The organism is Arthrobacter sp. 135MFCol5.1 (assembly GCF_000374865.1).
Taxonomy (GTDB): domain Bacteria; phylum Actinomycetota; class Actinomycetes; order Actinomycetales; family Micrococcaceae; genus Arthrobacter.
Genome location: NZ_KB895452.1, coordinates 287,898 through 310,035, shown reverse-complemented (window position 1 = coordinate 310,035; position 22,138 = coordinate 287,898). Strand labels below are relative to the sequence as shown.

General features: G+C 67.5%; 21 protein-coding genes. 11 read left to right on the top strand and 10 right to left on the bottom strand.

Going from position 1 to position 22,138, the window contains the following annotated elements; translation table 11 throughout:
* Positions 1-780: a PIG-L deacetylase family protein gene (locus C563_RS0101385; RefSeq protein ID WP_026264262.1), complete on the top strand. Its 780-nt coding sequence runs from the start codon at positions 1-3 to the stop codon at positions 778-780.
* Positions 781-847: 67 nt separating this feature from the next.
* Here C563_RS0101385 and C563_RS0101380 read toward each other — a convergent pair whose 3' ends face one another.
* The 4 genes from C563_RS0101380 to C563_RS0101365 all read right to left on the bottom strand — a co-directional run bounded on the left by C563_RS0101380 (position 848) and on the right by C563_RS0101365 (position 3,941).
* Complete coding sequence (locus C563_RS0101380) at positions 848-1,687, bottom strand: anti-sigma factor (RefSeq protein WP_018760249.1); 840 nt, start codon at positions 1,685-1,687, stop codon at positions 848-850.
* Between the two features lie 10 nt (positions 1,688-1,697).
* Positions 1,698-2,306, bottom strand: coding sequence for a sigma-70 family RNA polymerase sigma factor (locus C563_RS0101375; protein ID WP_018760248.1), 609 nt, complete (start codon positions 2,304-2,306; stop codon positions 1,698-1,700).
* 208 nt (positions 2,307-2,514) lie between these two features.
* Positions 2,515-2,982 carry a tRNA (cytidine(34)-2'-O)-methyltransferase gene (locus tag C563_RS0101370; protein ID WP_018760247.1) on the bottom strand — a complete coding sequence of 156 codons (468 nt, stop codon included), beginning with the start codon at positions 2,980-2,982 and terminating at the stop codon, positions 2,515-2,517.
* Between the two features lie 23 nt (positions 2,983-3,005).
* Positions 3,006-3,941, bottom strand: a complete 936-nt coding sequence (locus tag C563_RS0101365; RefSeq protein WP_018760246.1) for a J domain-containing protein — start codon at positions 3,939-3,941, stop codon at positions 3,006-3,008.
* Between the two features lie 177 nt (positions 3,942-4,118).
* On the opposite strand from C563_RS0101365, the gene C563_RS0101360 reads away from it, so the two are divergent.
* The 9 genes from C563_RS0101360 to C563_RS0101320 all read left to right on the top strand — a co-directional run bounded on the left by C563_RS0101360 (position 4,119) and on the right by C563_RS0101320 (position 14,863).
* Positions 4,119-4,814 carry a hypothetical protein gene (locus tag C563_RS0101360; RefSeq protein WP_018760245.1) on the top strand — a complete coding sequence of 232 codons (696 nt, stop codon included), beginning with the start codon at positions 4,119-4,121 and terminating at the stop codon, positions 4,812-4,814.
* Positions 4,815-4,931: 117 nt separating this feature from the next.
* Positions 4,932-6,161, top strand: coding sequence for a cysteine desulfurase family protein (locus tag C563_RS0101355; protein WP_018760244.1), 1,230 nt, complete (start codon positions 4,932-4,934; stop codon positions 6,159-6,161).
* A 162-nt stretch (positions 6,162-6,323) separates the two neighbouring features.
* Positions 6,324-7,457 (top strand): tRNA 2-thiouridine(34) synthase MnmA, encoded by a 1,134-nt coding sequence (gene mnmA / locus C563_RS0101350; RefSeq protein WP_051083382.1) that lies wholly within the window; start codon positions 6,324-6,326, stop codon positions 7,455-7,457.
* A 252-nt stretch (positions 7,458-7,709) separates the two neighbouring features.
* A complete protein-coding gene (locus C563_RS0101345) occupies positions 7,710-9,344 on the top strand; it encodes an ABC transporter substrate-binding protein (protein ID WP_018760242.1) in 1,635 nt (544 codons plus the stop codon).
* Positions 9,345-9,471: 127 nt separating this feature from the next.
* Positions 9,472-10,563: an ABC transporter permease gene (locus C563_RS0101340; protein ID WP_026264261.1), complete on the top strand. Its 1,092-nt coding sequence runs from the start codon at positions 9,472-9,474 to the stop codon at positions 10,561-10,563.
* A gap of 1 nt (position 10,564) precedes the next feature.
* Positions 10,565-11,578 carry an ABC transporter permease gene (locus C563_RS0101335; RefSeq protein ID WP_018760240.1) on the top strand — a complete coding sequence of 338 codons (1,014 nt, stop codon included), beginning with the start codon at positions 10,565-10,567 and terminating at the stop codon, positions 11,576-11,578.
* Complete coding sequence (locus tag C563_RS0101330; RefSeq protein WP_018760239.1) at positions 11,575-13,290, top strand: ABC transporter ATP-binding protein; 1,716 nt, start codon at positions 11,575-11,577, stop codon at positions 13,288-13,290. Before C563_RS0101335 ends, C563_RS0101330 begins: the two co-directional genes overlap by 4 nt.
* 110 nt (positions 13,291-13,400) lie before the next feature.
* Positions 13,401-13,799, top strand: coding sequence for a chorismate mutase (locus tag C563_RS0101325; protein WP_018760238.1), 399 nt, complete (start codon positions 13,401-13,403; stop codon positions 13,797-13,799).
* Positions 13,800-13,843: 44 nt separating this feature from the next.
* The gene (locus tag C563_RS0101320; protein ID WP_043423675.1) at positions 13,844-14,863 is read left to right on the top strand and encodes a hypothetical protein; all 1,020 of its coding nucleotides are present in this window, start codon (positions 13,844-13,846) and stop codon (positions 14,861-14,863) included.
* Positions 14,864-14,866: 3 nt separating this feature from the next.
* Here C563_RS0101320 and C563_RS0101315 read toward each other — a convergent pair whose 3' ends face one another.
* Genes C563_RS0101315 through C563_RS0101290 form a run of 6 tightly spaced genes read right to left on the bottom strand, consistent with a single transcriptional unit; the run spans position 14,867 to position 20,857 of the window.
* Positions 14,867-15,580: a DUF4166 domain-containing protein gene (locus tag C563_RS0101315; protein WP_018760236.1), complete on the bottom strand. Its 714-nt coding sequence runs from the start codon at positions 15,578-15,580 to the stop codon at positions 14,867-14,869.
* Positions 15,581-15,621: 41 nt separating this feature from the next.
* Positions 15,622-16,914, bottom strand: coding sequence for a DUF58 domain-containing protein (locus C563_RS0101310; RefSeq protein ID WP_018760235.1), 1,293 nt, complete (start codon positions 16,912-16,914; stop codon positions 15,622-15,624).
* Complete coding sequence (locus tag C563_RS0101305) at positions 16,914-17,927, bottom strand: AAA family ATPase (RefSeq protein WP_018760234.1); 1,014 nt, start codon at positions 17,925-17,927, stop codon at positions 16,914-16,916. The genes C563_RS0101310 and C563_RS0101305 overlap by 1 nt, the downstream gene beginning before the upstream one ends.
* Positions 17,924-19,135, bottom strand: coding sequence for a DUF4350 domain-containing protein (locus C563_RS0101300; RefSeq protein ID WP_018760233.1), 1,212 nt, complete (start codon positions 19,133-19,135; stop codon positions 17,924-17,926). The genes C563_RS0101305 and C563_RS0101300 overlap by 4 nt, the downstream gene beginning before the upstream one ends.
* A complete protein-coding gene (locus C563_RS0101295) occupies positions 19,132-19,776 on the bottom strand; it encodes a DUF4129 domain-containing protein (RefSeq protein ID WP_018760232.1) in 645 nt (214 codons plus the stop codon). The genes C563_RS0101300 and C563_RS0101295 overlap by 4 nt, the downstream gene beginning before the upstream one ends.
* Positions 19,766-20,857, bottom strand: coding sequence for a hypothetical protein (locus C563_RS0101290; protein WP_018760231.1), 1,092 nt, complete (start codon positions 20,855-20,857; stop codon positions 19,766-19,768). Before C563_RS0101290 ends, C563_RS0101295 begins: the two co-directional genes overlap by 11 nt.
* A 528-nt stretch (positions 20,858-21,385) precedes the next feature.
* On the opposite strand from C563_RS0101290, the gene mtrA reads away from it, so the two are divergent.
* Positions 21,386-22,060 (top strand): MtrAB system response regulator MtrA, encoded by a 675-nt coding sequence (mtrA, locus tag C563_RS0101285; RefSeq protein WP_018760230.1) that lies wholly within the window; start codon positions 21,386-21,388, stop codon positions 22,058-22,060.
* The last annotated feature ends 78 nt before the right edge of the window (positions 22,061-22,138 follow it).

Below are 22,138 nucleotides of genomic sequence, written 5' to 3'. Positions count from 1 at the left end.
TTGACTGCTTCCAGCGAGCAGGCAGGGAGCCCGTTCAACCCGGAATTACACCGGGTTGGGCGGGTGCTCTGTTTTGCGGCCCACCCCGACGACATCGACTTCGGCGCAGCGGGCACCATCGCCGCGTGGACGGCTGCGGGGGTGGAGGTGAGCTACTGCATCATGACCGACGGCGATGCCGGCGGCTTCGATCCTGCCCACCGCGCGGACATCATCGCCATGCGGGACGCCGAACAGCGCCGGGCAGCGGAGCTGGTGGGCGTCACTGACATCCACTACCTCCATCAGCGTGACGGCTACCTTGAGGCCTCCCACGAGGTGATGAAAGGCGTGGTGCGGCTGATCCGCGAAGTCCGCCCCGACGTCGTGCTCGCCATGCACCCTGAACGGAACTGGCAGCGGATCCAGAAGAGCCACCCGGACCACCTGGCAGTGGGGGAGGCGGTGACCCGGGCCGTGTACCCGGCACTGGAGAACCCCTTCGCCTATCCCGAGCTGGCGGAGGCCGGGCTGGAAGCCTACAAGCTGCCGTGGCTCTGGCTTTATGCGGGACCGGGTGAACGGGAAAACCACTTCGTCGATGTCACCGACCAGGTTGACGCGAAACTCGCCGCCATCCATGTCCACGTCAGCCAGCACCCCGACGTGGAGGCCATGGAAGCCACCGTGCGCCAGGGCATGCGCACCAACGCCGCGCGGGCAGGAATGCCGCGCGGGCGCAGTGCCGAGGCCTTCCACGTGGTGGCGGTCAACGGGCCGGACACCATCGCCGGCTTCTAGGACGCAAGAAGCCCCCCGTTCCGATCATGGGAACGGGGGGCTTTTGGCGTTGGTCGCCGGTGCCGGGTCAGGCGCCGAGCGGTGCCGCCGCAACCGTCGGCAGCGTGGGCGCTTTCGAACCGCCGGACGGCTCAACGGTGATGCCCAGCGAAGCAGCCGAATGGATGCCTTGGACCACGGCAGGCTTGGAGAGTGCCTGTTCGTCCATCAGGCCCTGCGACACCGGGGCGGAGCCGTCCTTGGGAATGAGCCACATCTGGTAGACCTTGCCCGCCGGTGGAGCGGGCACGCCGCTCATTTTCACCACGGCGGCATCCTCGGACGCGGAGATCAGCACCGTCGCCTTGCCGCCGCCTTGAACGTTGACGGACGCCTCGCGCAGGTCCCCGGCACGCACGACCTGGTTGACGGGATCATTCTGGTCGGCCAGGTAGGCGCCCACTCCCACGCCGCCCAGCGCAATCGCTGCCGCGGCTGCCACGCCCACCAGCCAGCGCCTGGTGCCGGACGGACGGCGCTCCGCCCTGCGCTTGCGGGCCTCGGCGAGTTCGTCGGTTGGTTCTGGCGGTTTTACCGCGCCTACGGCCGGGGGCGCGGCGTCAGCACTGGTACGGCCGCTGCCCGCGGGAAGCTGGGCCACAATCCGTTCGAACAGGTCCGACGGCGGCTCCTCCTCCGCGCGGAAGGTGCGGGCCAGCGTCTCCCGGGACTGGCGGACACGCTCCAGGAAGACGAGGCGCTCCGTTTCCGGTGCGGTGGACATGTAGTGGTCAATCGCGTCGCGTTCGTGCTCCGTGACCGCGTCAAGGGCGTAGAGTTCGGCGAGGTCGATGGCACGGCCTGCGGCAAGGTCCATGGCGACGGTGTCGCCAAAGGCACGCGAACGGTCGTTGCGGCTGTTGTCCATTTCGTTCAATTCAACTCACCCCCAGACAGGTCTTCAATCGGATCAGTCCATCGCGGATGCGGGACTTGATGGTGGGAACAGCGGCATTCAGCCGTTCGGCGACTTCCCGATAGGTCAGGCCGCCGTAGTAGGCCAGGCGCACGGATTCCTGTTGTGTTTCGGTCAGCGTCTCCAGGCAGCGGACCACCGCCTCGGCCTCAAGCCGGCTTCCGACTTCGTCGGAGACGCTGTCGTGGTCGATGTCCTGGGTGCTGGCGCCGTATTTCGCTTCACGGTCCGTGGAGGATTGCGAGGACCGGACCTTGTCCACCGCCCGCCGGTGGGAGATGGTCATGAGCCACGACAGCGGGCTCCCGACCTGCGGATCGAACTTGGCCGCGTTCTGCCAGACCTGCAGGAAGACTTCCTGCGTTGTGTCTTCACTGAGTTCGGGGTCGATCAGGACCCGGCGTGCCATGCCAAAAACCCGGCGGGACGTGAGTTGGTAGAACTCGGCAAACGCGGCCTGGTCCCCGCGGGCGACAGCGGCAAGCAGCGTCGACAGCCGCTGGCTGATGTCGGCTGGGGGATCGGTCACCGCGGCGGAGCCTTCGGGATTCGGCGCGTTGGGAGTTTCCATCACTTCCAAGCATAAGTCTCCGGCGGGAGATTCCCGGGCAGTGCCGCGGCTGTTGCGGTGTTCGCGCCTGGAATGCGCCTCGAGTAATGTCACCTGCCGCTCCTTGCTCCGCTTGAATGTGTTTCAAAAGGCATTCGGAGCCGTGCGGCAGCCGGATGGGATCGCCGAAAAAAGAGTTCAGTCCCGGTTGTCCCCGCCGGGCGGGGTGCTAGAGCTTGGCCCCGGCGAAGCCCTGCTGGCGCCACGCTTCGTAGACGGCAATGGAGGCGGCGTTGGCGAGGTTGAGGGAGCGGAGCGCCGGGAGCATGGGCAGGCGCACTGTTGCGGTCACGTGGGGGTCGGTCTTCAGCTCCGCAGGCAGGCCCACGGATTCGCGGCCGAACATCAGGACGTCCCCTGGCTGGTACGGGATGTCGGTGTAACTGGTTGTACCGTCCGAGGTGAAGGCGTAGACCCGCTCCGGCTTGAGCTGTTCCCAGGCGTCTTCGATGCTCCGGTGGACTGTCACCACCGCGAGGTCGTGGTAGTCCAGGCCTGCACGGCGCAGTTTGGCATCGGAGAAGTCGAAGCCCAGGGGTTCCACGAGGTGCAGTTCGGCGCCGGTGATGGCGGCAAGGCGGATGGCATTGCCGGTATTTCCGGGTATTTCTGGGGCATGGAAGAGGATGCGGAACACGTCCCCATCCTAGCCAACCGCCGTCAGTGCATGCCGCGCAGCAGCCGGGCCAGGACCGGCACGTTCACGGTGTTGGGTGCCGGTCCTGCGGCAAGGAACTCCTTCAGGCCGCGCACCAGGCCGGCCGCGTTGACGATTTGGACCGTTTCCATGGGCCCTGCCGGGCGGCGGTGATGGTCGATCACCGGCTCATGGAGGTTGCCATCCGGGCTGAACACCACGGTCCACCCCGTGACGTTCAGTTCCGGAAAGATGTCCTGCATCGCCCACACCACCCGGGCAAGCTGCGGGGGCGCCACGGCACGTCCCCCGTGATTGAGGGTGCGGCCGTCCCAGGCATAGGCGCCCTTGGGCAGGAGCATCGAGTTGACCAAGGCGAGGCGGTAGCCGGACAGGACGGCGTGGTCGATGTGGCTGTTGTCCGCCGGCGACTGCAGGCCGTTGATGAGCCGGGCCGCGGGGATGGCCGTCAGCACCTGGCGGGAGAGGAGCTGCACCGTGCGCATTTCACGCTGGATCCGGGCCTCGGCGCCGAAGATTCCCCTCTTCCGGGGCATCCCGTGGACCTGCTGGCCGGCCTGCTCCAACGGAATCAGCGGGATCTCGCCGCTCCCATCGTAAGGCGGAACGTAAACCGGAGGGTCCCCGGCCGTGTTCCGCCCGCCGCCCGGTCTGCGGACTGTGGCGGACGCCCGGCTGCCTGCCGCGGGGGCATCGAAGTGGGTGCCGGCGTCGGCCGGCGCGGCGCCCGCCCCGTAGGACCGGTCGTAGGCCTTGCGGCGCTGCGGATCGATCAGCGTCTCGTACGCAGCGGTGACCCGGCGGAACGTTGCGGCATCACCCCCGTGGTCCGGGTGGGCAGACCTGGCTGCGCGCCGGTACGCCACTTTGATCTCTTTTTCAGTGGCTGTGACGGCCACACGGAGGACCTGGTAGTGGGAGCTGCTGCTCTCGGTCAAGCAATCGTCCTGTTCTTCAAGCGCCACGGGGAAAGCGAAGTGCCCGCCCAGTCTAGCCAGCCCGGATGGTCGGCCTGCGTTGTCAACGAGCGCCCGGGGTGCCGGGGTTCCCCGCGGCCGGAGTTTAGACTCGTGGATGCACAGCCGAACACCGGCTGCAGGGGATGCGGGGTGGAAATGGGTTTTCCGACGACGGCCGTGCCGGCGGGCCGGGGATGGCGCCTGGGGGTGCCGCTGGCAATGGCAGCGCTCGGGGCAGCGCTGCTGGCCGGCTGCAGCGTGGGTGTCCGCGACCCTGCTGCCCCGGAAACGCCGCCAAGCACGCCGGCCCTGTCCACCCCAACGATCACCCCCGGCCACGACGCCGCGGCAGTGGCAGCCCGGGACCTGCCCTTTGCGGCCGGGGGCACCCTGGCGCCGGGCGTTCCGGTGGGCATCTCTGACGAGCTGCAGCGTGCACCGGGGTGGAAGCCGGTCACGAAGGACGTATCCGGTGCAAGCCAATACGCCAAGGCTGACGGTTGCGTGGTCGCGGCCCGGGTCAGCACGGGGCAGGGCCCGCTGGTCCGTGGGGACGACCGGGAGTCCACCGTGGCCCTGTTCCAGTACCTGGACGCCACCATCCAGCCCTCGTATTTGACGACGGAAACGTTGCAGTGGGGCGGCAGCGTCGAAGAGCCCGGCAAGAGCGTCGAGGTCCTCGTGCTGGAACCTGCCGCGCACGGCGGAAAGCCGACTGCGGTTCTTGCCAGGGTCTTCGGCACTGCGGGCTCGTCGGCCTACATCTCCGTTTCCTGCCCGGATCCGGGGTCGCTCGCCGCCGCCCGCAAGGATGTGGCGCGCTACATGCCCCTGGTGCCGCCGTCGGCCTGAGCCGAAGCGGGGGCGGACCGCAATTATGACCTGGCCGGTGAACTGACGGCTGCCGCCATCGGGGCGGCCGAGGTTGGTGCCCGGGGCTGCCGCGGCAGCGGGCGCTAGAATTGGACGGTGCCCGCCTACCTCGACCACGCCGCCACCACGCCGCTCAACGGTGCGGCCCTTACCGCACTGACGCGTGAGCTGGCACGTACCGGAAACCCGTCATCGCTGCACGGTTCCGGCCGCCGGGCCCGCCGCGCCGTGGAAGACGCGCGCGAGACCATTGCCGCGGCCGTCGGGGCACACCCGTCAGAAGTGATCTTCACCTCCGGCGGCACCGAATCGGACAACCTCGCCGTGAAGGGCTTGTACTGGTCCCGCGTGGCACAAGACCCCAGGCGGCGCCGCATCCTCTGCTCCGCCGTCGAGCATCACGCGGTGCTGGACACCGTCGAATGGCTTGAGCGCCACGAGGGCGCGGCTGTTACCTGGCTGCCCGTGGACCGCGAGGGTGTGGTGGATCTGGTTACCTTGGAGGCGGAGCTGGCACGCGACCCCGGCAGTGTCGCCCTGGTGACCGTGATGTGGGCCAACAACGAAGTAGGCACCATCCAGCCCGTCCGCCGCATCGTGGAGCTGGCCCACGCGGCCGGCGTGCCCGTCCACTCCGACGCCGTCCAGGCATTCGGTTCCCTGTCCGTGGATTTCAAGGAATCCGGCCTCGACGCAATGTCAGTTTCCGGCCACAAGATCGGCGGCCCTGTCGGAGTGGGTGCGCTCCTGCTGGGCCGCTCGGTCACATTGACGCCGGTGCAGCACGGCGGCGGCCAGGAACGCGACGTCCGCTCCGGGACGCTGGACACTGCGTCCATCGCGGCCTTCGCCGCCGCTGCGGAATCCGTTGCAGCTGCGTTGCCCGCCGAGGCGGCGCGGATCGCTGCCCTGCGTGACCGCCTCGTGGACGGCATCCGCGAACGGGTTCCCGAAGCCGTACTCCGTGGTGCGCCCGGTGACGGCCGGCTGCCCGGCAACGCGCATTTCACTTTCCCTGGCTGCGAAGGGGATTCGCTGCTGTTCCTCCTGGACTTGGCGGGCATCGAATCGTCCACCGGCTCTGCCTGCACCGCGGGCGTCCCGCGGCCCTCCCACGTGCTGCTGGCCATGGGCCTGGACGAGGACACCGCGCGGGGAGCCCAGCGGTTCAGCCTGGGACACACCTCCACCGAGGCCGACGTCGATGCCCTGCTTGCGGCACTGCCCGAGGCTTATGCACGTGCACGCCAAGCCGGAATGGCCGGCCACGAGTCCACCATCCAAACCGCAGGTACCGTGGCACGGCAGGCACTGCACGGCAGCTGATTCCGCAGGGCGCTGGTGCCCTGGGCGGGTTTGCCGGGTCAGGTCCCGGCGGCCAGGGGCGATTTGCGCGGGTCCGTAGAATGGATAGGCGAAGATCGTTTCGCCCGCCCGGCCTTGCCGCCCGGGCCCCGGTGAGCAAGCATCCCCCACCAGAAAGCCAGCATGCGAGTACTAGCAGCCATGAGCGGCGGAGTTGATTCCGCCGTTGCCGCCGCCCGCGCGGTCGAGGCCGGGCACGACGTCGTCGGCGTCCACCTTGCCCTGTCCCGCATGCCCGGAACCCTCCGCACCGGCAGCCGGGGCTGTTGCACCATCGAAGACTCCCGGGACGCTTGGCGTGCCTGCGACGTCCTCGGCATTCCCTACTACGTCTGGGATTTCTCCGAGCGCTTCAAGGAAGACGTCGTCCAGGACTTTATCGACGAATACGCCGCCGGCCGCACCCCCAACCCGTGCATGCGGTGCAACGAACGGATCAAGTTCGCCGCCCTGCTGGAGAAAGCCATTGCCCTGGGCTTCGACGCCGTCTGTACCGGCCACTACGCCAAAGTGATCGAGGACGCCGACGGCAACCGGGAACTCCACCGCGCAGCCGACTGGGCGAAGGACCAGAGCTACGTCCTTGGGGTCCTGACCCACGAACAGCTCAAGCACTCGATGTTCCCCCTGGCCGACACCCCGTCCAAGGCCGAGGTCCGTGCCGAAGCGGAGCGGCGGGGCCTCTCCGTCGCCAACAAGCCGGACAGTCACGACATCTGCTTCATTCCGGACGGCGACACCGCCGGCTGGCTCGCCGAGAAAATCGAGATGACCACAGGCGACATCGTGGACGAGTCCGGCGCCAAGGTGGGGGAGCACCCGGGAGCCAACGCCTTCACGGTGGGCCAGCGGCGCGGACTCAAACTGGGTACCCCCGCCGCCGACGGCAAGCCCCGCTTCGTCCTGGAAATCCGGCCCAAGGAGAACAAAGTGGTCGTGGGTCCCGAAGCCCTGCTGGCCATCGACGAGATCCGCGGCATCAAGGTCTCCTGGGCGGGCCTTCCCATTTCCGAGGTGGACTCGGGGGCGGAATTCAACTGCCACGCCCAGGTCCGTGCGCACGGGGATCCCGTACCCGCCACAGCCTGGGTGGAGCCGGCCCGGGACGGCGCTGCCGGCAGCCAGCTGATGGTCCGGCTGGAGGCTCCGTTGCGCGGTGTGGCCCCGGGCCAAACCGTGGTGCTGTACCAGGGCAGCCGCGTGCTGGGCCAGGCCACCATCGACGCCGCACGGTCCCTCCAGCGGGCCGCGCTGTAACCCTGCCGTTCCCTGGACCGCCGCGGTTCCACCGTGGCGGTCCTTTGCTGTGCCCAGGGCCGGCCGCCTGCACGATTCCGCATCGCACTGCCGGGTAACTATTGAGAAAATATTGTGTTTCAACTCACAGAAATGGCCGTCCCGAGGGCTGACTCTCTGATTGAATCAAGGGATCAGCACTGCACGCCGGCGTCTGGGGCTATCAACCTGTGACCGCGGGCGTGCGCGTACTCATCGGAAAGAAGTTCACAGATGATCAAGAGCACAACGGCCCTGCACCGCGCCATCGCGCTGGCAGGCATCTCCGCCCTGGCCCTGACAGCATGCACGGGGCCCTCTGGCGGCGGGGGAACGTCCACCGGCAGTGCCGGCGGCGGTGCCATTACCTTTGGAACCACGGACAAGGTCGTAACCCTCGATCCCGCCGGTTCCTACGACGCAGGCTCATTCCTGGTGATGAACCAGGTCTACCCCTTCCTGATGAACTCGAAGCCCGGTTCGGCCGAGGTCAGCCCGGACATCGCGGAGTCCGCGTCCTTCACGTCACCCACCGAGTTCACCGTGAAGCTCAAGCCCAACCTGAAGTTCGCCAACGGCCACGCGCTGACGGCCTCGGACGTGAAGTTCTCCTACGACCGCGTCCTCAAGATCAATGATCCCAACGGCCCGGCGTCGCTGCTGTCCAACCTCAAGTCCGTCGACGTCAAGGACGACACCACCGTTGTGTTCACCCTGAACGCCGCCAACGACCAAGTCTTCCCGAGCGTCCTTGGCACCAACACCGGTCCGATCGTGGATGAGGAAGTTTTCCCCGCCGATAAGGTGATGAGCGACGAAGACATCGTGGCGGCCAAGCCGTTCGCCGGCCAGTACACCATCGATTCCTACAAGAAGAACGAACTCGTCAGCCTCAAGAGCAACCCCGACTACAACGGACTGCTCGGCAAGCCGGCCAACGACAGCGCCGTGATCAAGTACTACGCCGACTCCAACAACCTGAAGCTAGACGTCCAGGGCGGCAACATCGACGTTGCCGGCCGAAGCCTCACCGCCACGGACGCTGCCGACCTCGGCAAGGACTCCAAGGTCAAGGTCTACAAGGGCCCGGGTGGCGAGCTGCGCTACATCGTCTTCAACTTCGACACCATGCCGTTCGGCGCCAAGACGCCTGAAGCCAACCCTGCCAAGGCACTGGCCGTGCGCCAGGCCATGGCGGACATTGTTGACCGGCAAGCCATCTCGGACCAGGTGTACAAGGGAACCTACGTTCCCGCCTACTCCGTGGTGGCGGATGGGCTGCCCGGCGCAATCCAGCCCATGAAGGACCTGTACGGGGACGGCAGCGGCAAGCCGAGCCTGGACAAAGCCAAGAAGGTCCTCAGCGACGCAGGGATCACCGGTCCGGTGACCGTGAAGCTGCAGTACAACCCGGACCACTACGGCAAGTCTTCGGGCGATGAATACGCCATGGTCAAGGAACAGTTGGAGAAGTCCGGCCTCTTCACCGTGGACCTGCAGTCCACCGAATGGGTGACGTACTCCAAGGCACGCACCTCTGACGCGTACCCCGTATACCAGCTCGGCTGGTTCCCGGACTACTCGGATGCGGACAACTACCTCACGCCCTTCTTCATCCCGGGCAACTTCCTCAAGAACCACTACGAGAACCCGACCGTCACGGACCTGATCCAGAAGCAGCTGGTCACTCCGGACAAGACCGAACGCCAGAAGCTGATCGGCGATGCCCAGACGGCAGTGGCGAAGGACCTCTCCACCCTGCCGCTCCTGCAGGGCTCGCAGCTCCTGGTGGCGGGAGCTGACGTCAAGGGTGTCGAGAAGACCCTCGACCCCTCGTTCAAGACACGCCTTGGCGTGCTGTCCAAGTAAGCAGTCAACCCCCATCGGGCTCTGACGGGCCGGAGGCGGGACGCCGCAATGGTGTCCCGCCTTTTGCCGGTCATCAGTCAGCAACGAGGGGAATGCTGGCTCCCGGTCACCACGAATCCAGGTACCGATGACATCTTTGATTGACGCGCCGCCAAGTGATGCGGACGCGCTCCTTCCGACCAAGAAAAAAGCGGCAGGGGGAGGGCTCGCCCAGTACATCCTGGTCCGCTTCCTGCTGATCTTCCCTACCATCCTCATCCTCGTCACGTTGGTGTTCTTCCTCATGCGGATCACCGGCGACCCCATTACCGCCGCCATGGGCGGCCGGCTCCCGCCGGAACAGCTGCAAGAACGCATCCACACCGCCGGCTACGACCGGCCACTGCTTCTGCAGTACTTCGAATACCTGGGGCAGCTGGTCACGGGCAACTTCGGCACCACCCTCTCGGACAACCGCAAGGTCACCGAGATGCTGACCACTTATGGCTCCGCCACCCTGGAGCTCGCCATCAACGCCATCATCGTCGCGCTGGTGGTGGGCATACCGCTCGGGATGATTGCCGCGCACCGTCGTGATCACCTGCCGGACGCCGTGCTCCGGATCCTGGCCATCCTGTTCTACGCAACCCCGGTGTTCTTCGCCGGCATGCTGCTCAAGTTGGTGTTCTCCGTGTGGCTGGGCTGGCTGCCGGTCGCCGGCCGCGCCGGGACGAGGACCGAACTGTCCCTCACAGCCCTGGAAGCCCCCACCGGCATCTACTGGCTGGATGCCCTGCGCAGCGGAAACATGGCTGCCCTCAGCGACGTGATGTCCCACGCCGTCCTTCCGGCTCTGGCCCTTGGCCTCCTGACGGCCGGGGTCTTCCTGCGCCTGGTTCGGACCAATGTCATCGGCACGCTCGGCAAGGACTACATTGAGGCGGGCCGCTCACGTGGCGTCAGCGAATACCGGCTGGTCACCAAACACGCCTACAAGCCGGCGCTGATCCCCATCATCACGGTCATGGGCCTGCAGATCGCAGTGCTGCTCGGCGGGGCCGTGCTCACCGAAACAACCTTTGAGTGGAAAGGCCTCGGATTCCAGCTGGCCAACTACCTCACGGCGCGCGACTTCGTCGCCGTCCAGGGCATCGTGGTGCTGCTGGCCGTCATCGTCGCCGTCACCAACTTCATCGTGGACATCATCGCCGCGCTGATCGACCCCCGCGTGAGGTACTGACATGACTGCCGAGACCACCCTGGAACCCGTGGCCAACCCGCGGGCATCCTTCTTCCGGCGGCTGCCGGTTGTTTCCCACTTCAATAAGAGCGTCGGGCTGCAACGCTTCATGCTGGTCGTGGGGCTCGTCCTCACAGGCATCTTCCTGCTCACAGCCTTGGCAGCTCCGCTGCTGGCGCCCTACGGCTTCGCGCAGCTTTCGGATGCCGACGGCAACTTCCCCACCCAGCAGGCCCCCGGCGGCAAGCACCTCCTGGGCACCACCGTTGGCGGTTATGACGTCCTGTCACGGGTGATCTGGGGCACCCAGACAGCCCTGCTGGTCATCATCGTCGCCGTCATCCTCTCCATCTTCGCCGGCGTCATCCTCGGCCTGGTGAGCGGCTACATCGGCGGCTGGCTGGACCGCATCCTGGTGGTCGTCGCCGATGCGATCTACGCCTTTCCGTCCCTGCTGGTGGCGATCGTCATGGCCATTGTCATCAGCGGGGGCCAGTCCAGCCTGCTGGGCGGAATCCTGGCTGCCGCCATCTCCATCACGGTCGTGTTCATCCCGCAGTACTTCAGGGTGATCCGGGCCGAAACGATCAGGCTCAAGGCAGAGCCTTTCGTCGAATCGGCCAAGGTGGTGGGCGCCTCGAACATCCGGATCATGACCCGGCACATCTACCGCAATGCCACCCGCACCCTGCCGCTGATCTTCACCCTCAACGCCTCCGAATCAATCCTGACCCTCGCAGGGTTGGGCTTCCTGGGCTTTGGCATCGAACCGAGCTCAGCCGCGGAATGGGGCTTCGACCTGAACAAGGCGCTCGCCGACACCACGTCCGGCATTTGGTGGACGGGGCTGTTCCCCGGCCTGGCCATCGTCTGGACCGTGCTGGGGCTGACGCTCGTGGGCGAAAGCATCAACGACCTCAACGATCCGCGCCTGCGCGGGCGGAAGCGGATCAGCCGCAAAGCACCTGCCGCATCAGCTGGACCCGGCACCGAAACAGAATTGAGCAACCCGTGAGCGAAAACCTTGGGTCCGTTTCGGACCACACGGAACAGGACCGTAAAACGGTGCTGGAGATCGACCACTTGCAGGTCACCTTCGCCACCGACGGCGGCGACGTCCATGCCGTCAAGGACGTCAACCTTGAAGTCAGGGCCGGAGAAGTGCTGGCCATCGTGGGCGAATCCGGCTCCGGCAAGACTGTCACCGCCAAAACCATCCTGGGGCTGCTGCCTGAAACAGCGATGAGTTCCGGCGCCGTGCTGATCAACGGCACCAATGTCATCAGCCTGAGTCCCGGCCGGCTCCGCCAGATCCGTGGACGCGACGTGGCCATGGTGTTCCAGGAACCCTCCACCGCCCTCAACCCGGTATTCACGGTGGGATGGCAGATCGCCGAAGGGATCCGGGCCCATGCCGGGGCAGACGGCAGCGGGCGCGTATCAGCGAAGGAAGCCAAGGAACGGGCCATCGAAGCCCTGCGCAAAGTGGGAATCCCGGACCCCGAGCACCGCGTCAACTACTACCCGCACCAATTCTCCGGCGGCCAGAAACAGCGTGTGGTGATCGCGGCAGCCCTGGCCCTGAATCCCGGCCTCATTGTCGCCGACGAACCCACCACGGCCCTGGATGTCACGGTACAGGCGGAAATCCTCGAACTCCTCCGGGACCTGAGGGACAAGTACGGCACCTCGATCGTCCTGATCACCCACAACATGGGAGTGGTGGCCGACCTCGCCGACCGGGTAGTGGTGATGTACCGGGGCGACATCGTCGAGGAGGCCACCTCGAAGACGTTGTTCGCTGAACCCCGCCAGGACTACACCCGCAAGCTCCTCGCTGCCGTGCCGCACCTGGGCCGCAACTCGGCGTCGGCCGGCCTCACCGAACGTCCGCACCAGGACGGGGAAGTGCTGGTGTCCGCCGACAACCTGGTGATCGAATACCCGGGACGACTGGGGACACCCGCCTTCAAGGCAGTGGACGGCGTCAGCTTCACCTTGTCCAGGGGCGAGGTGTTCGGCCTCGTGGGGGAATCTGGATCCGGCAAGACGACCATCGGACGGGCCATCGCCGGGCTGAACCGGACCACCGGAGGCAGCCTGAAGGTCCTGGGCTACGAAATGCTGAACTTGCGCGAACGCACGTTCAAACCACTCCGCAAGGACATCGGCTTCGTCTTCCAGGATCCGGCCGCCTCGTTCAACCCGCAGCTCACCATCGGTGATTGCATCGCGGAGCCCATGCTGATCCATACCCGGCCAAGCGAGGCCCAGGCGCGCAAGCGCGTCGGCGAGCTGTTGGAATCGGTGCAGCTGCCGGCGTCGTATGCGGGAAGGTACCCGCACGAGCTCTCCGGGGGCCAGCGGCAGCGGGCATCGCTGGCGCGGGCACTTAGCCTGAATCCGCGGCTGCTGATTGCGGATGAGCCGACGTCGGCCCTGGACGTTTCGGTCCAGGCGAAGGTCCTGGAACTGTTCAAGGACATCCAGGAGGAGTTTGGCTTCGGCTGCCTGTTCATCAGCCACGACCTTGCCGTTGTGGACATCCTGTCCTCCTGGGTGGGCGTGCTGTACAAGGGCAAGCTGGTGGAGCAGGGGATCGGCAGCCAGGTCATGGGCAACCCGCGCCATGACTACACACGCCGCCTGATCGCCTCGCTGCCAGTGCCGGACCCGGCCGAACAGGCTAAACGCCGGGAGGAACACCGGGCACTCCTGGGCATCTGAGCCTGGCTGTGGCTCCCGCAGGCAGGAGCCAGTGGCGCCGGTGCCGGCCGTCAGCCGGCACCGGCGCTTCATACCCGCGTCGATTTCATCGGCTCCCATAGACTGGAAACATGACGCAGCACAACCCGGGCCCAGACGATTTTGATCCATCCGCCAGTTCACTGGCAGGCCACGTGGATAATTCGGTGATGGCTGAACTGCTGTCCATCCGTTCCAGCATCGACAATATCGACGCCACACTGGTGTACCTGCTCGCCGAGCGTTTCAAGGCCACGCAAAAGGTGGGCTTCCTGAAGGCCGCACACCGGTTGCCCGCCGGCGACCCCGGGCGCGAAGCTGCCCAGATCGCACGGCTGCGGCGACTCGCCGAGGACGCCCACCTCGATCCCGCGTTCGCGGAAAAGTTCCTGAACTTCATCATCGGCGAGGTTATCCGCCACCATGAGGCCATCGCCGAGGACCATCAGGCGTCCGCCGAAGCCAACCCCCACAGCTCAGCACTGGCGTGAGCCGGGAACAGCACCAACCCGGACCCGGCCAGCAGCCGGCCGTTATTGCTGCGCAGGAAGTGACGGCCACTGGCCTGGGCCCGTGGCCCGGTGAGGATCCGCTCGAAGCCGCCCGGATCATCCGCGGTGAACTTGGCAGCCCGCATTTACCTTTCCTTGCCGAACTGCCGGAACGTGGCGTTGGATCCGATGCCTTGGGCCGCACCGCATCGTTCCTTGAGGAACTGGCCGTTGATGTCCAGCCCCACGGGTGGCGGCTTGTTGACCGCCCCGGCAAGGACATGCGGCGGGCAGCTTCGGCCCTGTCCACCGACCTGAATGTCCTCGCGGACGTCGCCGGCGCCGAGGACGTCTCAGCCCGGGAACTGAAGGTCCAGCTGGTGGGGCCGCTCACCCTCGCTGCCGGCCTGTACCTGCACAACGGTGAACGCGCCTTGCTGGACCACGGCGCCCGCCGGGACCTCGCAGCCTCCCTGGCCGCCGGGGTGGGCGGCTACCTTGGCCGGGTTGCCGCAGCAGTACCAGGGACCCGCCTGGTGGTCCAGGTGGACGAGCCGGCCATCACAGCAGTGCTGGCAGGCACCATACCCACGGCCAGCGGGTATCGGACCCTGCGGGCGATCGCCGTCTCCGAAGCGCGGGAGGCCTGGCGCCTGGTCCTGGACGCCCTCCGCGCAGCCGGAGCCGCCGAGGTGGTCGTGTCCCTCCCGGACATCGAAGCGCCGATCGAGCTGGCCCTGTCCGCGGGGGCCGACGGCGTTGCGTTGCCGTTGAAGGCCCTGACCAACCGGCAATGGGAACAGCTCGCCGGGGCAGTCGAGGCAGGCAAGCATTTCTGGGCCGGTGCATTGGAAGTCTCCGGGGGGACACTCCCGCAGGTGGCCGAGGGCGTGGAATCGCTATGGCGTCCTTGGCGGCAGCTGGGCCTGCCCGCCCAACTGCTCAGCGCGGTGCGGGTGACGCCCTCCGCAGGACTGGCGGGACTCACTCCTGCACAGGCCACGGCGGTCCTCGGCAGGCTGACCCAGGTGGCGGACGGGCTCAACCAGCGGGTGCTGGGATAAGACTCAAACCCTGTTCTCCCAGCGGTCCGGCTGGGCGTAACGGGGGAGGTAGCTCTGGGCGGAGCTGCCGCCGGAGTAGGGGCGGAGCCGGTAGTCGAAGGCCCCCGCGTACACCAGGACCAGGCCAATCTGGGGCTGGATCACTTTCACCTGGATACGGTGCCGCCCGTGCGGGCCTTCGGAGGGGTCCCACCACTGTTCCGCGTAGGCTTTCGCATCCAGTGCCCGAGGGAGGGGCAACCGGAGCGGTCCGAGGAAAAGCCGCGAAACTTCGGATACGCCGCGCAGCCTTCCTTCCGGGGTGACGCCCAGGTTCAGGTCCGTGACGAGGCGCCGGTACCGGCCGACGTAATCCACCAGCTGCGTGCCGCCGCCGCGCGTGGTGGCGCTGGTGGTGTCCTGGAAAAGCCGGGTGCGCCCGGGGAAACGGATTTCCCGGCGTGCGGTCAGGCTGGATCGGCCAAACGGATCCTGATGCGCATGGTTCTCGATCCGGAACGGGACGTTTTCGCCGTACTCCGGGAAAAATGCTTCTTCGCCGCTGGTGAGCCGCAGTAATGGGCGCAGCCACCGCTGGCGGCAGCCCACGACGTCGAACGTTCCTTCACCCACGCCGTACTGCCCTGATCCAGGGGCGAGTGAGAAGTACTCCTGCAATTCGGGCTGCAGGCGGGAAAACTCTGCGCCCAAGGCCTGCTGGTAGATCGGGACGCTCATGGTGACCTCCTGTTGCCGGTGACGGACAGCTGCCGCCGGTTTTACAATCTACCGGCAGCCTTGAGCCGGATGTACATGTCCGCGAGCCGGGGCGGCAACTCATGGGGTTCGGCGTCCACCACTTCCACACCATAGCGCCGCAACTCCGCGGTCAGGGCTGCCCGCTGCAGAAGGGCGCGTTCCGCGGCTGCCGCCCGGAACACTCCGGTGGCATCGCTGCGATCGCGGAGCATCGTGCCCAGTTGCGGGTCGCGGACGGCGGCCACCACCACGACGTGCTGGCTGGCCAAGCGTTCGGCGGCCGGGAGCAGGCCTTCTTCCGGTGCACCACCGTCCAGCGACGTCAGCAGGACCACCAGGGAACGATGCGCGGAGAGGGCCCTGACCTGCGCCGGGACCGCCGGCCAGTCCATCTCGATCAGCTCCGCCTCCAGCGGGGCCATGGCCTGCACCAGCCTCCCCAGGATGTTTCCCTGCCCGGCGGACGCGGCACGGGCCCTGGTCCGCCGGTCAAACGCAACGAAGTCCACCCGGTCGCCGCCGCGCTCCGCCAATACGCCCAACAGGAGCGCCGCCTCCATCCCGGTGTCCAGGCGGGTTTCGTCGCCGATCCTTGCGGCGGAGGTCCGGGAAGTATCAAGGACCATCACCACGCGCCGGTCCCGCTCCGGGCGCCAGGTTCGGACCACCACGGCGGAACGGCGGGCGGTGGCGCGCCAGTCGATCGAGCGCACGTCATCGCCCCTGACGTAATCGCGCAGGGAGTCGAATTCTGTGCCGGCACCACGGATCTGCACGGCAGCCTTGCCGTCGAGTTCGCGCAGCTTCCTCAACTTTGAGGGCAAGTGCCGCCGGGAATGGAAGGGCGGCAGGACCCGCACCGAGCCCGGGCACCCGATGGTGCGCTGGCGGGCGGCGAGGCGAAGCGGGCCGAAGGAACGGATGGTCACATGCTGCGTTGTGAGGTCCCCGCGCCGGACCGGTTGAAGCCGTACGGTGTAGCGGCGGCTTTCGCCCGCCGGCACGTCGATGTCCTGCACCGGGTTCCGGGCGCCGGCCGAAGGTTGCCAACCGTCCCTGGCCGTGCCCCGCAGCGCCCGGTTGCCGTCGTTGCGGACCGTGAACACCGCGTCCGTTTGGCCGTTCAGCGTCACATTTTCCGGCGCCGGGCGCACCACGCTGATCTGCCGCAGCGACCCGGCGAACACCAGTTCGGCACACGCCAGGGCCGTCAGCACTGACACGGTGGCCAGGACGGTCAGCCAGCCGGGGAGGAGCAGTACCGGGACAACGCCAAGCAGCACCAGTGCAACGAAGCGACCCGAGATGGCCATCAGCGGGGAACGGGAACGGACGCCAGGATGCTGCCCAGGACATCGTCCGCCCGTACGCCGTCCATCTGCGCCTCAGGTTGCAGGGCCACGCGGTGGCGCAGGCAGGGCAGCGCCAGCGCCTTGACGTCGTCAGGGGTGACGAAGGGGCGGCCGGAGAGCCAGGCCCAGGACCGTGAGGTGTTGAGGAGGGCGGTGGCACCGCGCGGGGAGACCCCGAGCTGGAATGAGGGGGCGCTCCGTGTGGCCCTAACCAGGTCCACGATGTAGCCGATGATTTCCGGTTCGACAGCCACTCTTGTTACTGCCTCACGCGCCCGTTCCAGATCCGCCGCACCGGCTACTGCCTGCACTCCCGCGGCAGCAAGGTCGCGGGGATCAAACCCGGCGGCATGGCGCCGGATGACCTCGATTTCGTCCTGGCGCTGCGGCAGCGGCATGCTGAGCTTGAGCAGGAACCGGTCCAGCTGTGCCTCGGGAAGCGGGTAGGTCCCTTCGTACTCCACCGGATTCTGCGTGGCGGCCACCAAGAACGGTGAAGGCAGCCTCCGGGCCCGGCCGTCCACGGACACCTGCCGCTCCTCCATTGCCTCCAGGAGTGAGGCCTGCGTCTTCGGCGGGGTCCTGTTGATCTCGTCTGCGAGCAGGAGGTTGGTGAACACCGGTCCCTCCCGGAAGCTGAATTCGGAGGTATGGGCGTCGTAGACCAGCGAGCCGGTGACGTCGCCCGGCATCAGGTCCGGGGTGAACTGCACCCGCTTGGTGTCCAGGCTCAAGGCCGAGGACAGCGCCCTGACCAGCAGGGTCTTGGCCACGCCCGGGACGCCCTCCAGCAGGACATGCCCCTGCGCAAGCAGGGCGATCAGGAGGCCCGTAACCGTTGCGTCCTGGCCCACCACCGCTTTTGCCACTTCGCGGCGGACGGCAAGGAGCGACTGCCTCGCAGCGTCGTCGTCTGCTGTATTGCCGCCGCCCACCGAATTAAGGACCTGCGGGCCGCTGCTGTGTTCGCTCATTGGGTCATGACCTCTTTCTCGAGTTTGTCCATGGCCTGTGACCAGGCCACCAGGCGGGCTTCGGTTGCCGGTCGTTCATTCACCAGCGCGCGCACGGCAGCCGGATCCCTGCCCAGGAGCCGGGCCGCTGCGGCAATGATGTCCTCGGCCCCCGCGCCGGGGCCAAGCCGGACCTTCCCGGAAATGCGCGCCAGCATGCCGGCCCGCAGGTTGTCCCGGGCCTGGTCCAGGGCACGTGAGTCCTGGTACAGCCTGGCGCGTCCTTCCGCGGTTTCAACCGCCTTGACCACCACGGGCAGGGGCTCGAAGACCAAGGGCCCGTGCCGCCGGCCCCGCCACACGATTGCCGCCACCGCCACCAGGAGCAGCCAAGGCCCCAGGAAGCGTGCCCAACCCGGTGCCAGGTCATCGAGGGTCTTCCCGTGGCCGGTCACCGTCACGTCTTCCAGCGAGGGCAGGTACCAGACAAGGTCAGGCGATGCTCCGAGCAGCCTGACCGCCAGGGCTGCGTTGCCCAGGTCGTCGAGCTTGTCGTTCCCCAGGACGGCCGTGCTTCCCAGCACTGCCGTGCGCCGGTCGGCGCTGGTGGCGAGCATCCCGGCGGTTCCCGCCGTCCGGTAACAGGTGGTGCCGCCGTCGTACACGAATCCTCCCTGGCCCGTGACCTGGCCTGCGGCGTTGGCGTCCGCCTGGCTGCACCTCGGGTCCAGGACCGGGACGGCGTCAGGCACGACGCCGGCCTGGTGGATGCCGACGTCGAGGGCGGTGAGGGTGTCCAGCCTGGGGGAGATGACCACCACGCGGTCCGCCGCCGCGGCCAGGGCCGCAAGCTGGGGTTTGCCAAGGATGCCGTTCCGGTCGTAGAGCAGCAGCGTGGGTGAGGAGCTGGACCGGAGGTCGGCCAGCGCTGCATCGAAGCGGTTCGGGGTGTGGACGTCCACGCCGTGGCGGCCGAGGATCTGCGCAAGCGCCCTGGCGCCGTTGGGTCCGGCATTGTGGACGGACAGGGGAACGGTGTCGCCCTTGGGGGCCAATTGCGTTCCGATGACGAGTGCCAGCGCCGCAACGGCAAGCACAACCGAGGCCGCCAGGCCACGGTGGTTGCGGATCCACCCGATCGGCCCGCGGCCTCGCGGCGCCTGCCCGGCGGCCGCCCCGGAGCTTGGTGTGTTGCTGTAGCCGGTGTTCGCTGGTGGAAGCCCGGTCATGGCACCGGCACCGTGCCTGCGGAGCCGGCGGATGCGGGCTTCATGGCCTCCAGCCTGGTATCGAGTCCCACCATTTCACGGTATTGCCCGCTGCCCGCAGGCCTGTGTCCGTAGCGGATTCCATCAAAGGTTTCCGCCGCCCACCGCAAGGGCCCGGCTTCGGCAGCGAACTGGACGGACAACGCTTGTGCCACTTCGTCTGCGGTCCTGCCGGGCTGGGGGTCCAGTATCGTCCGGTGTTCGGCGGTGCGGACCATGGCGCGGAAGCGGTCGACGACGGCGTCCCCCCAGTTCTCTTCCGCGGCGGCGGCTTCCGCACAGGCGCGGTAGTCCGCGGCCGCCAGGGAGTTGCCGACCTCAAAAACGTCCTTGGGCTGCCGGGTTCGGGCATTGAGGCGGGGCCGCGCCAGGATGATGGCGGCCGCGATGATCCCGGCAATGACAAGGGCGATGGCAACGCCGGGGACCGATGGCGCATCCCCCCGGGAGCCGTCCAGGGATTGCAGCCAATCCAGGAAGTTCCGCCACAGTGTGTCAAGCCAGGATGGGGCGGCCTCCCGGTACTCCGGTTTGGCCAGTTCCTCCGCCGCCCAGCGCCGTGCCTCCTCGGCGCCCGGAAGCACCGGAGGCTCAGTGGCCATAGGGCCAGGCTCCCGGCGCCGCACCCTGCCCTGGGTACGGAGTGTTGGTGCCCGGGCGGGGGCCCCGGCCCGGGATGCCGTCCGGATCCGCCCCGGTCTCCGCCTGGCGCAGCAAGGTGATGTCAAGGCCGTCCTTGCGCATCCGCAAGTCCATGTAGAGCAGGGCCATGACGGAGGTCTGAAAGGCGAACCCCACCCCGCCGACCAAGGCGCCGACCAGGGCGGTGACGATGCCCAGGACCACTGCCAGGGTGGCGTCCTGTCCGCTGCCGCCGTGCGGCGAGACGACGCCGGCCAGGACCACGGGCAGGAAGCTCACCGGGATCAGGACCACCTGGCTGATCACGCCCACCAGGATGGATACCACCAACGTGATGCCCAGGATCCGCCACCAGTTGGCCCGGGTCAGCTCCCACGACCGCCGAAGCCCGGCGAAGGCACCAAGTTCTTCGATAACGACGGCGGCCGGCGCCACCATGAGCTTGATGCCCACCCAGGCGAAGAGGGCAACGACGCCCAGGACCAGGGGGAAAGCGAAGAGGGACGCGGCGCCCCGGACGTTGGTGAAGAAGAGCGCCAGGATGACGGCGAGCAGCCCCATGGCCGCAATTCCCGCCGCGACCAGCAGCGCAGCCAATCCGACGAGGGCGCCGATCCGGGGCCGCGCCAGGGACATCATCCGCCGGAAGCCGGTGGGGCGGTTGAGGACCGACCGGGCCACGGGCACCACCATGGCGCCCTGGAGGACGGCGGAGAGGAACACGGACAGGACAGTCACCGCGGCGGCGCCTGCCATCAGTCCGATGGCCATGGACGCCATATCGCCCCGGGTGGCAGTGCGCGCCCACCCTTCGAGCGATACAGCCGAGGATGCACTCACGGCCGTGACTACCGCGGTGATGACGGCGGCCAGGGCCTGGGTCAGCAGGCCCGCGCCCACCATGGCCTTTGCGTTGCGGCGCATCGCTTGGAAAGAACCATCCAGGATCTCGCCGAACATCAGCGGCCGCAAGGGAATGATGCCGGGTTTGGGGGGCGCGACGTAGCGCGGCTGACCGTAGGGCGGGGTGCCGTAGGGCATGCCGGGGTAGGGGGACCCGTTATTCGGCTGGCCGCCGTATCCGGGGGGCCCATACGGTTGGCCGGCGTACGGTGGTTGGCCCGGGTAAGGGCTGCTGGGGTTCGGCGGTCCCGGCTGTTGCCACTGGGGTTGCTGCCACTGGGGCGGCTGGTGCCATGACGGCTCTTGCTCCCAGCCGGGCGGCTGTTGCCCTGCTGGCGGTTGCGCGCCCGCAGGTGATTCCCACGGCTGCTGCCAACCCGGCGGTACGGGGCCGCTGGCGCTCCCGGCGCCCGATCCGCCGTCGTCTGCTCCGTTGCCCGGCCGCCCCTGCCGGGGCTCGCCGGGTTCCGACTCCTGTGGTGACACTGATTTCCTCCCCCAATACCACTGCGCCTGATACCCGCGCGCTGCCCTCTCCAAAGGTGCCCGCCGGCAGCGCAGGGCTTGACCCCAAGACTATAGTTCCGGCGTCGGACCGCCTAGTGTCCCGCCATGCCGGAAGGCGCTGAACAGGACAAAGCCATCCCGATAAGGGAATATATAACTATGAAGGCACGCATTCTGGTTGTAGATGATGACGAAGCGCTGGCCGAGATGATTGGAATTGTCCTCCGTAATGACGGCTTCGAGCCCGTCTTTTGCGCCGACGGCGCCCAGGCGCTGGACGTCTTCCGGTCTTCGCGGCCGGATCTGGTCCTGCTTGACCTCATGCTTCCCGGCATGGACGGTATTGAAGTCTGCCGCCAGGTCCGTGCCGAATCGGATGTGCCCATCGTCATGCTGACCGCCAAGTCTGATACCTCCGACGTCGTCCGAGGGCTCGAATCCGGTGCTGACGACTATGTGCCCAAACCCTTCAAACCGGCCGAACTGGTGGCGCGCGTGCGCGCCCGGCTCCGCCCCGGAGACCAAAAGGCGCCCGAGACGCTCCGGATCGCGGACATCACCATCGACGTCGCGGGCCACACTGTCAGCAGGGGCAGCGACCGGATCTCCCTGACGCCGCTGGAATTCGACCTCCTCGTGGCACTGGCCCGCAAGCCGTGGCAGGTCTTCACCCGGGAACTCCTCCTGGAGCAGGTTTGGGGCTACCGGCACGCCGCCGATACCCGCCTGGTCAACGTCCATGTCCAGCGGCTGCGGTCCAAGATCGAGCAGGACCCGGAAGCCCCGGAAGTTGTATTGACGGTGCGTGGTGTCGGCTACAAAGCAGGGGTCTGACCCCGCCGCGCAGGACGGGGGACCTGACCGGAGCCTCGCGGCTTCCGGGGAGGCGCCGGAAGCCGGCGCCCCGCTGAA

Coding starts and splice junctions, on each gene's coding strand:
- C563_RS0101380 (WP_018760249.1), bottom strand. CDS start 1,687: ATGGACAACAGCCGCAACGACCGTTCGCGTGCCTTTGGCGACACCGTC.
- C563_RS0101375 (WP_018760248.1), bottom strand. CDS start 2,306: ATGGAAACTCCCAACGCGCCGAATCCCGAAGGCTCCGCCGCGGTGACC.
- C563_RS0101360 (WP_018760245.1), top strand. CDS start 4,119: ATGGGTTTTCCGACGACGGCCGTGCCGGCGGGCCGGGGATGGCGCCTG.
- mnmA (WP_051083382.1), top strand. CDS start 6,324: ATGCGAGTACTAGCAGCCATGAGCGGCGGAGTTGATTCCGCCGTTGCC.
- C563_RS0101345 (WP_018760242.1), top strand. CDS start 7,710: ATGATCAAGAGCACAACGGCCCTGCACCGCGCCATCGCGCTGGCAGGC.
- C563_RS0101340 (WP_026264261.1), top strand. CDS start 9,472: ATGACATCTTTGATTGACGCGCCGCCAAGTGATGCGGACGCGCTCCTT.
- C563_RS0101335 (WP_018760240.1), top strand. CDS start 10,565: ATGACTGCCGAGACCACCCTGGAACCCGTGGCCAACCCGCGGGCATCC.
- C563_RS0101325 (WP_018760238.1), top strand. CDS start 13,401: ATGACGCAGCACAACCCGGGCCCAGACGATTTTGATCCATCCGCCAGT.
- C563_RS0101315 (WP_018760236.1), bottom strand. CDS start 15,580: ATGAGCGTCCCGATCTACCAGCAGGCCTTGGGCGCAGAGTTTTCCCGC.
- C563_RS0101310 (WP_018760235.1), bottom strand. CDS start 16,914: ATGGCCATCTCGGGTCGCTTCGTTGCACTGGTGCTGCTTGGCGTTGTC.
- C563_RS0101305 (WP_018760234.1), bottom strand. CDS start 17,927: ATGAGCGAACACAGCAGCGGCCCGCAGGTCCTTAATTCGGTGGGCGGC.
- C563_RS0101300 (WP_018760233.1), bottom strand. CDS start 19,135: ATGACCGGGCTTCCACCAGCGAACACCGGCTACAGCAACACACCAAGC.
- C563_RS0101295 (WP_018760232.1), bottom strand. CDS start 19,776: ATGGCCACTGAGCCTCCGGTGCTTCCGGGCGCCGAGGAGGCACGGCGC.
- C563_RS0101290 (WP_018760231.1), bottom strand. CDS start 20,857: ATGCCCTACGGCACCCCGCCCTACGGTCAGCCGCGCTACGTCGCGCCC.
- mtrA (WP_018760230.1), top strand. CDS start 21,386: ATGAAGGCACGCATTCTGGTTGTAGATGATGACGAAGCGCTGGCCGAG.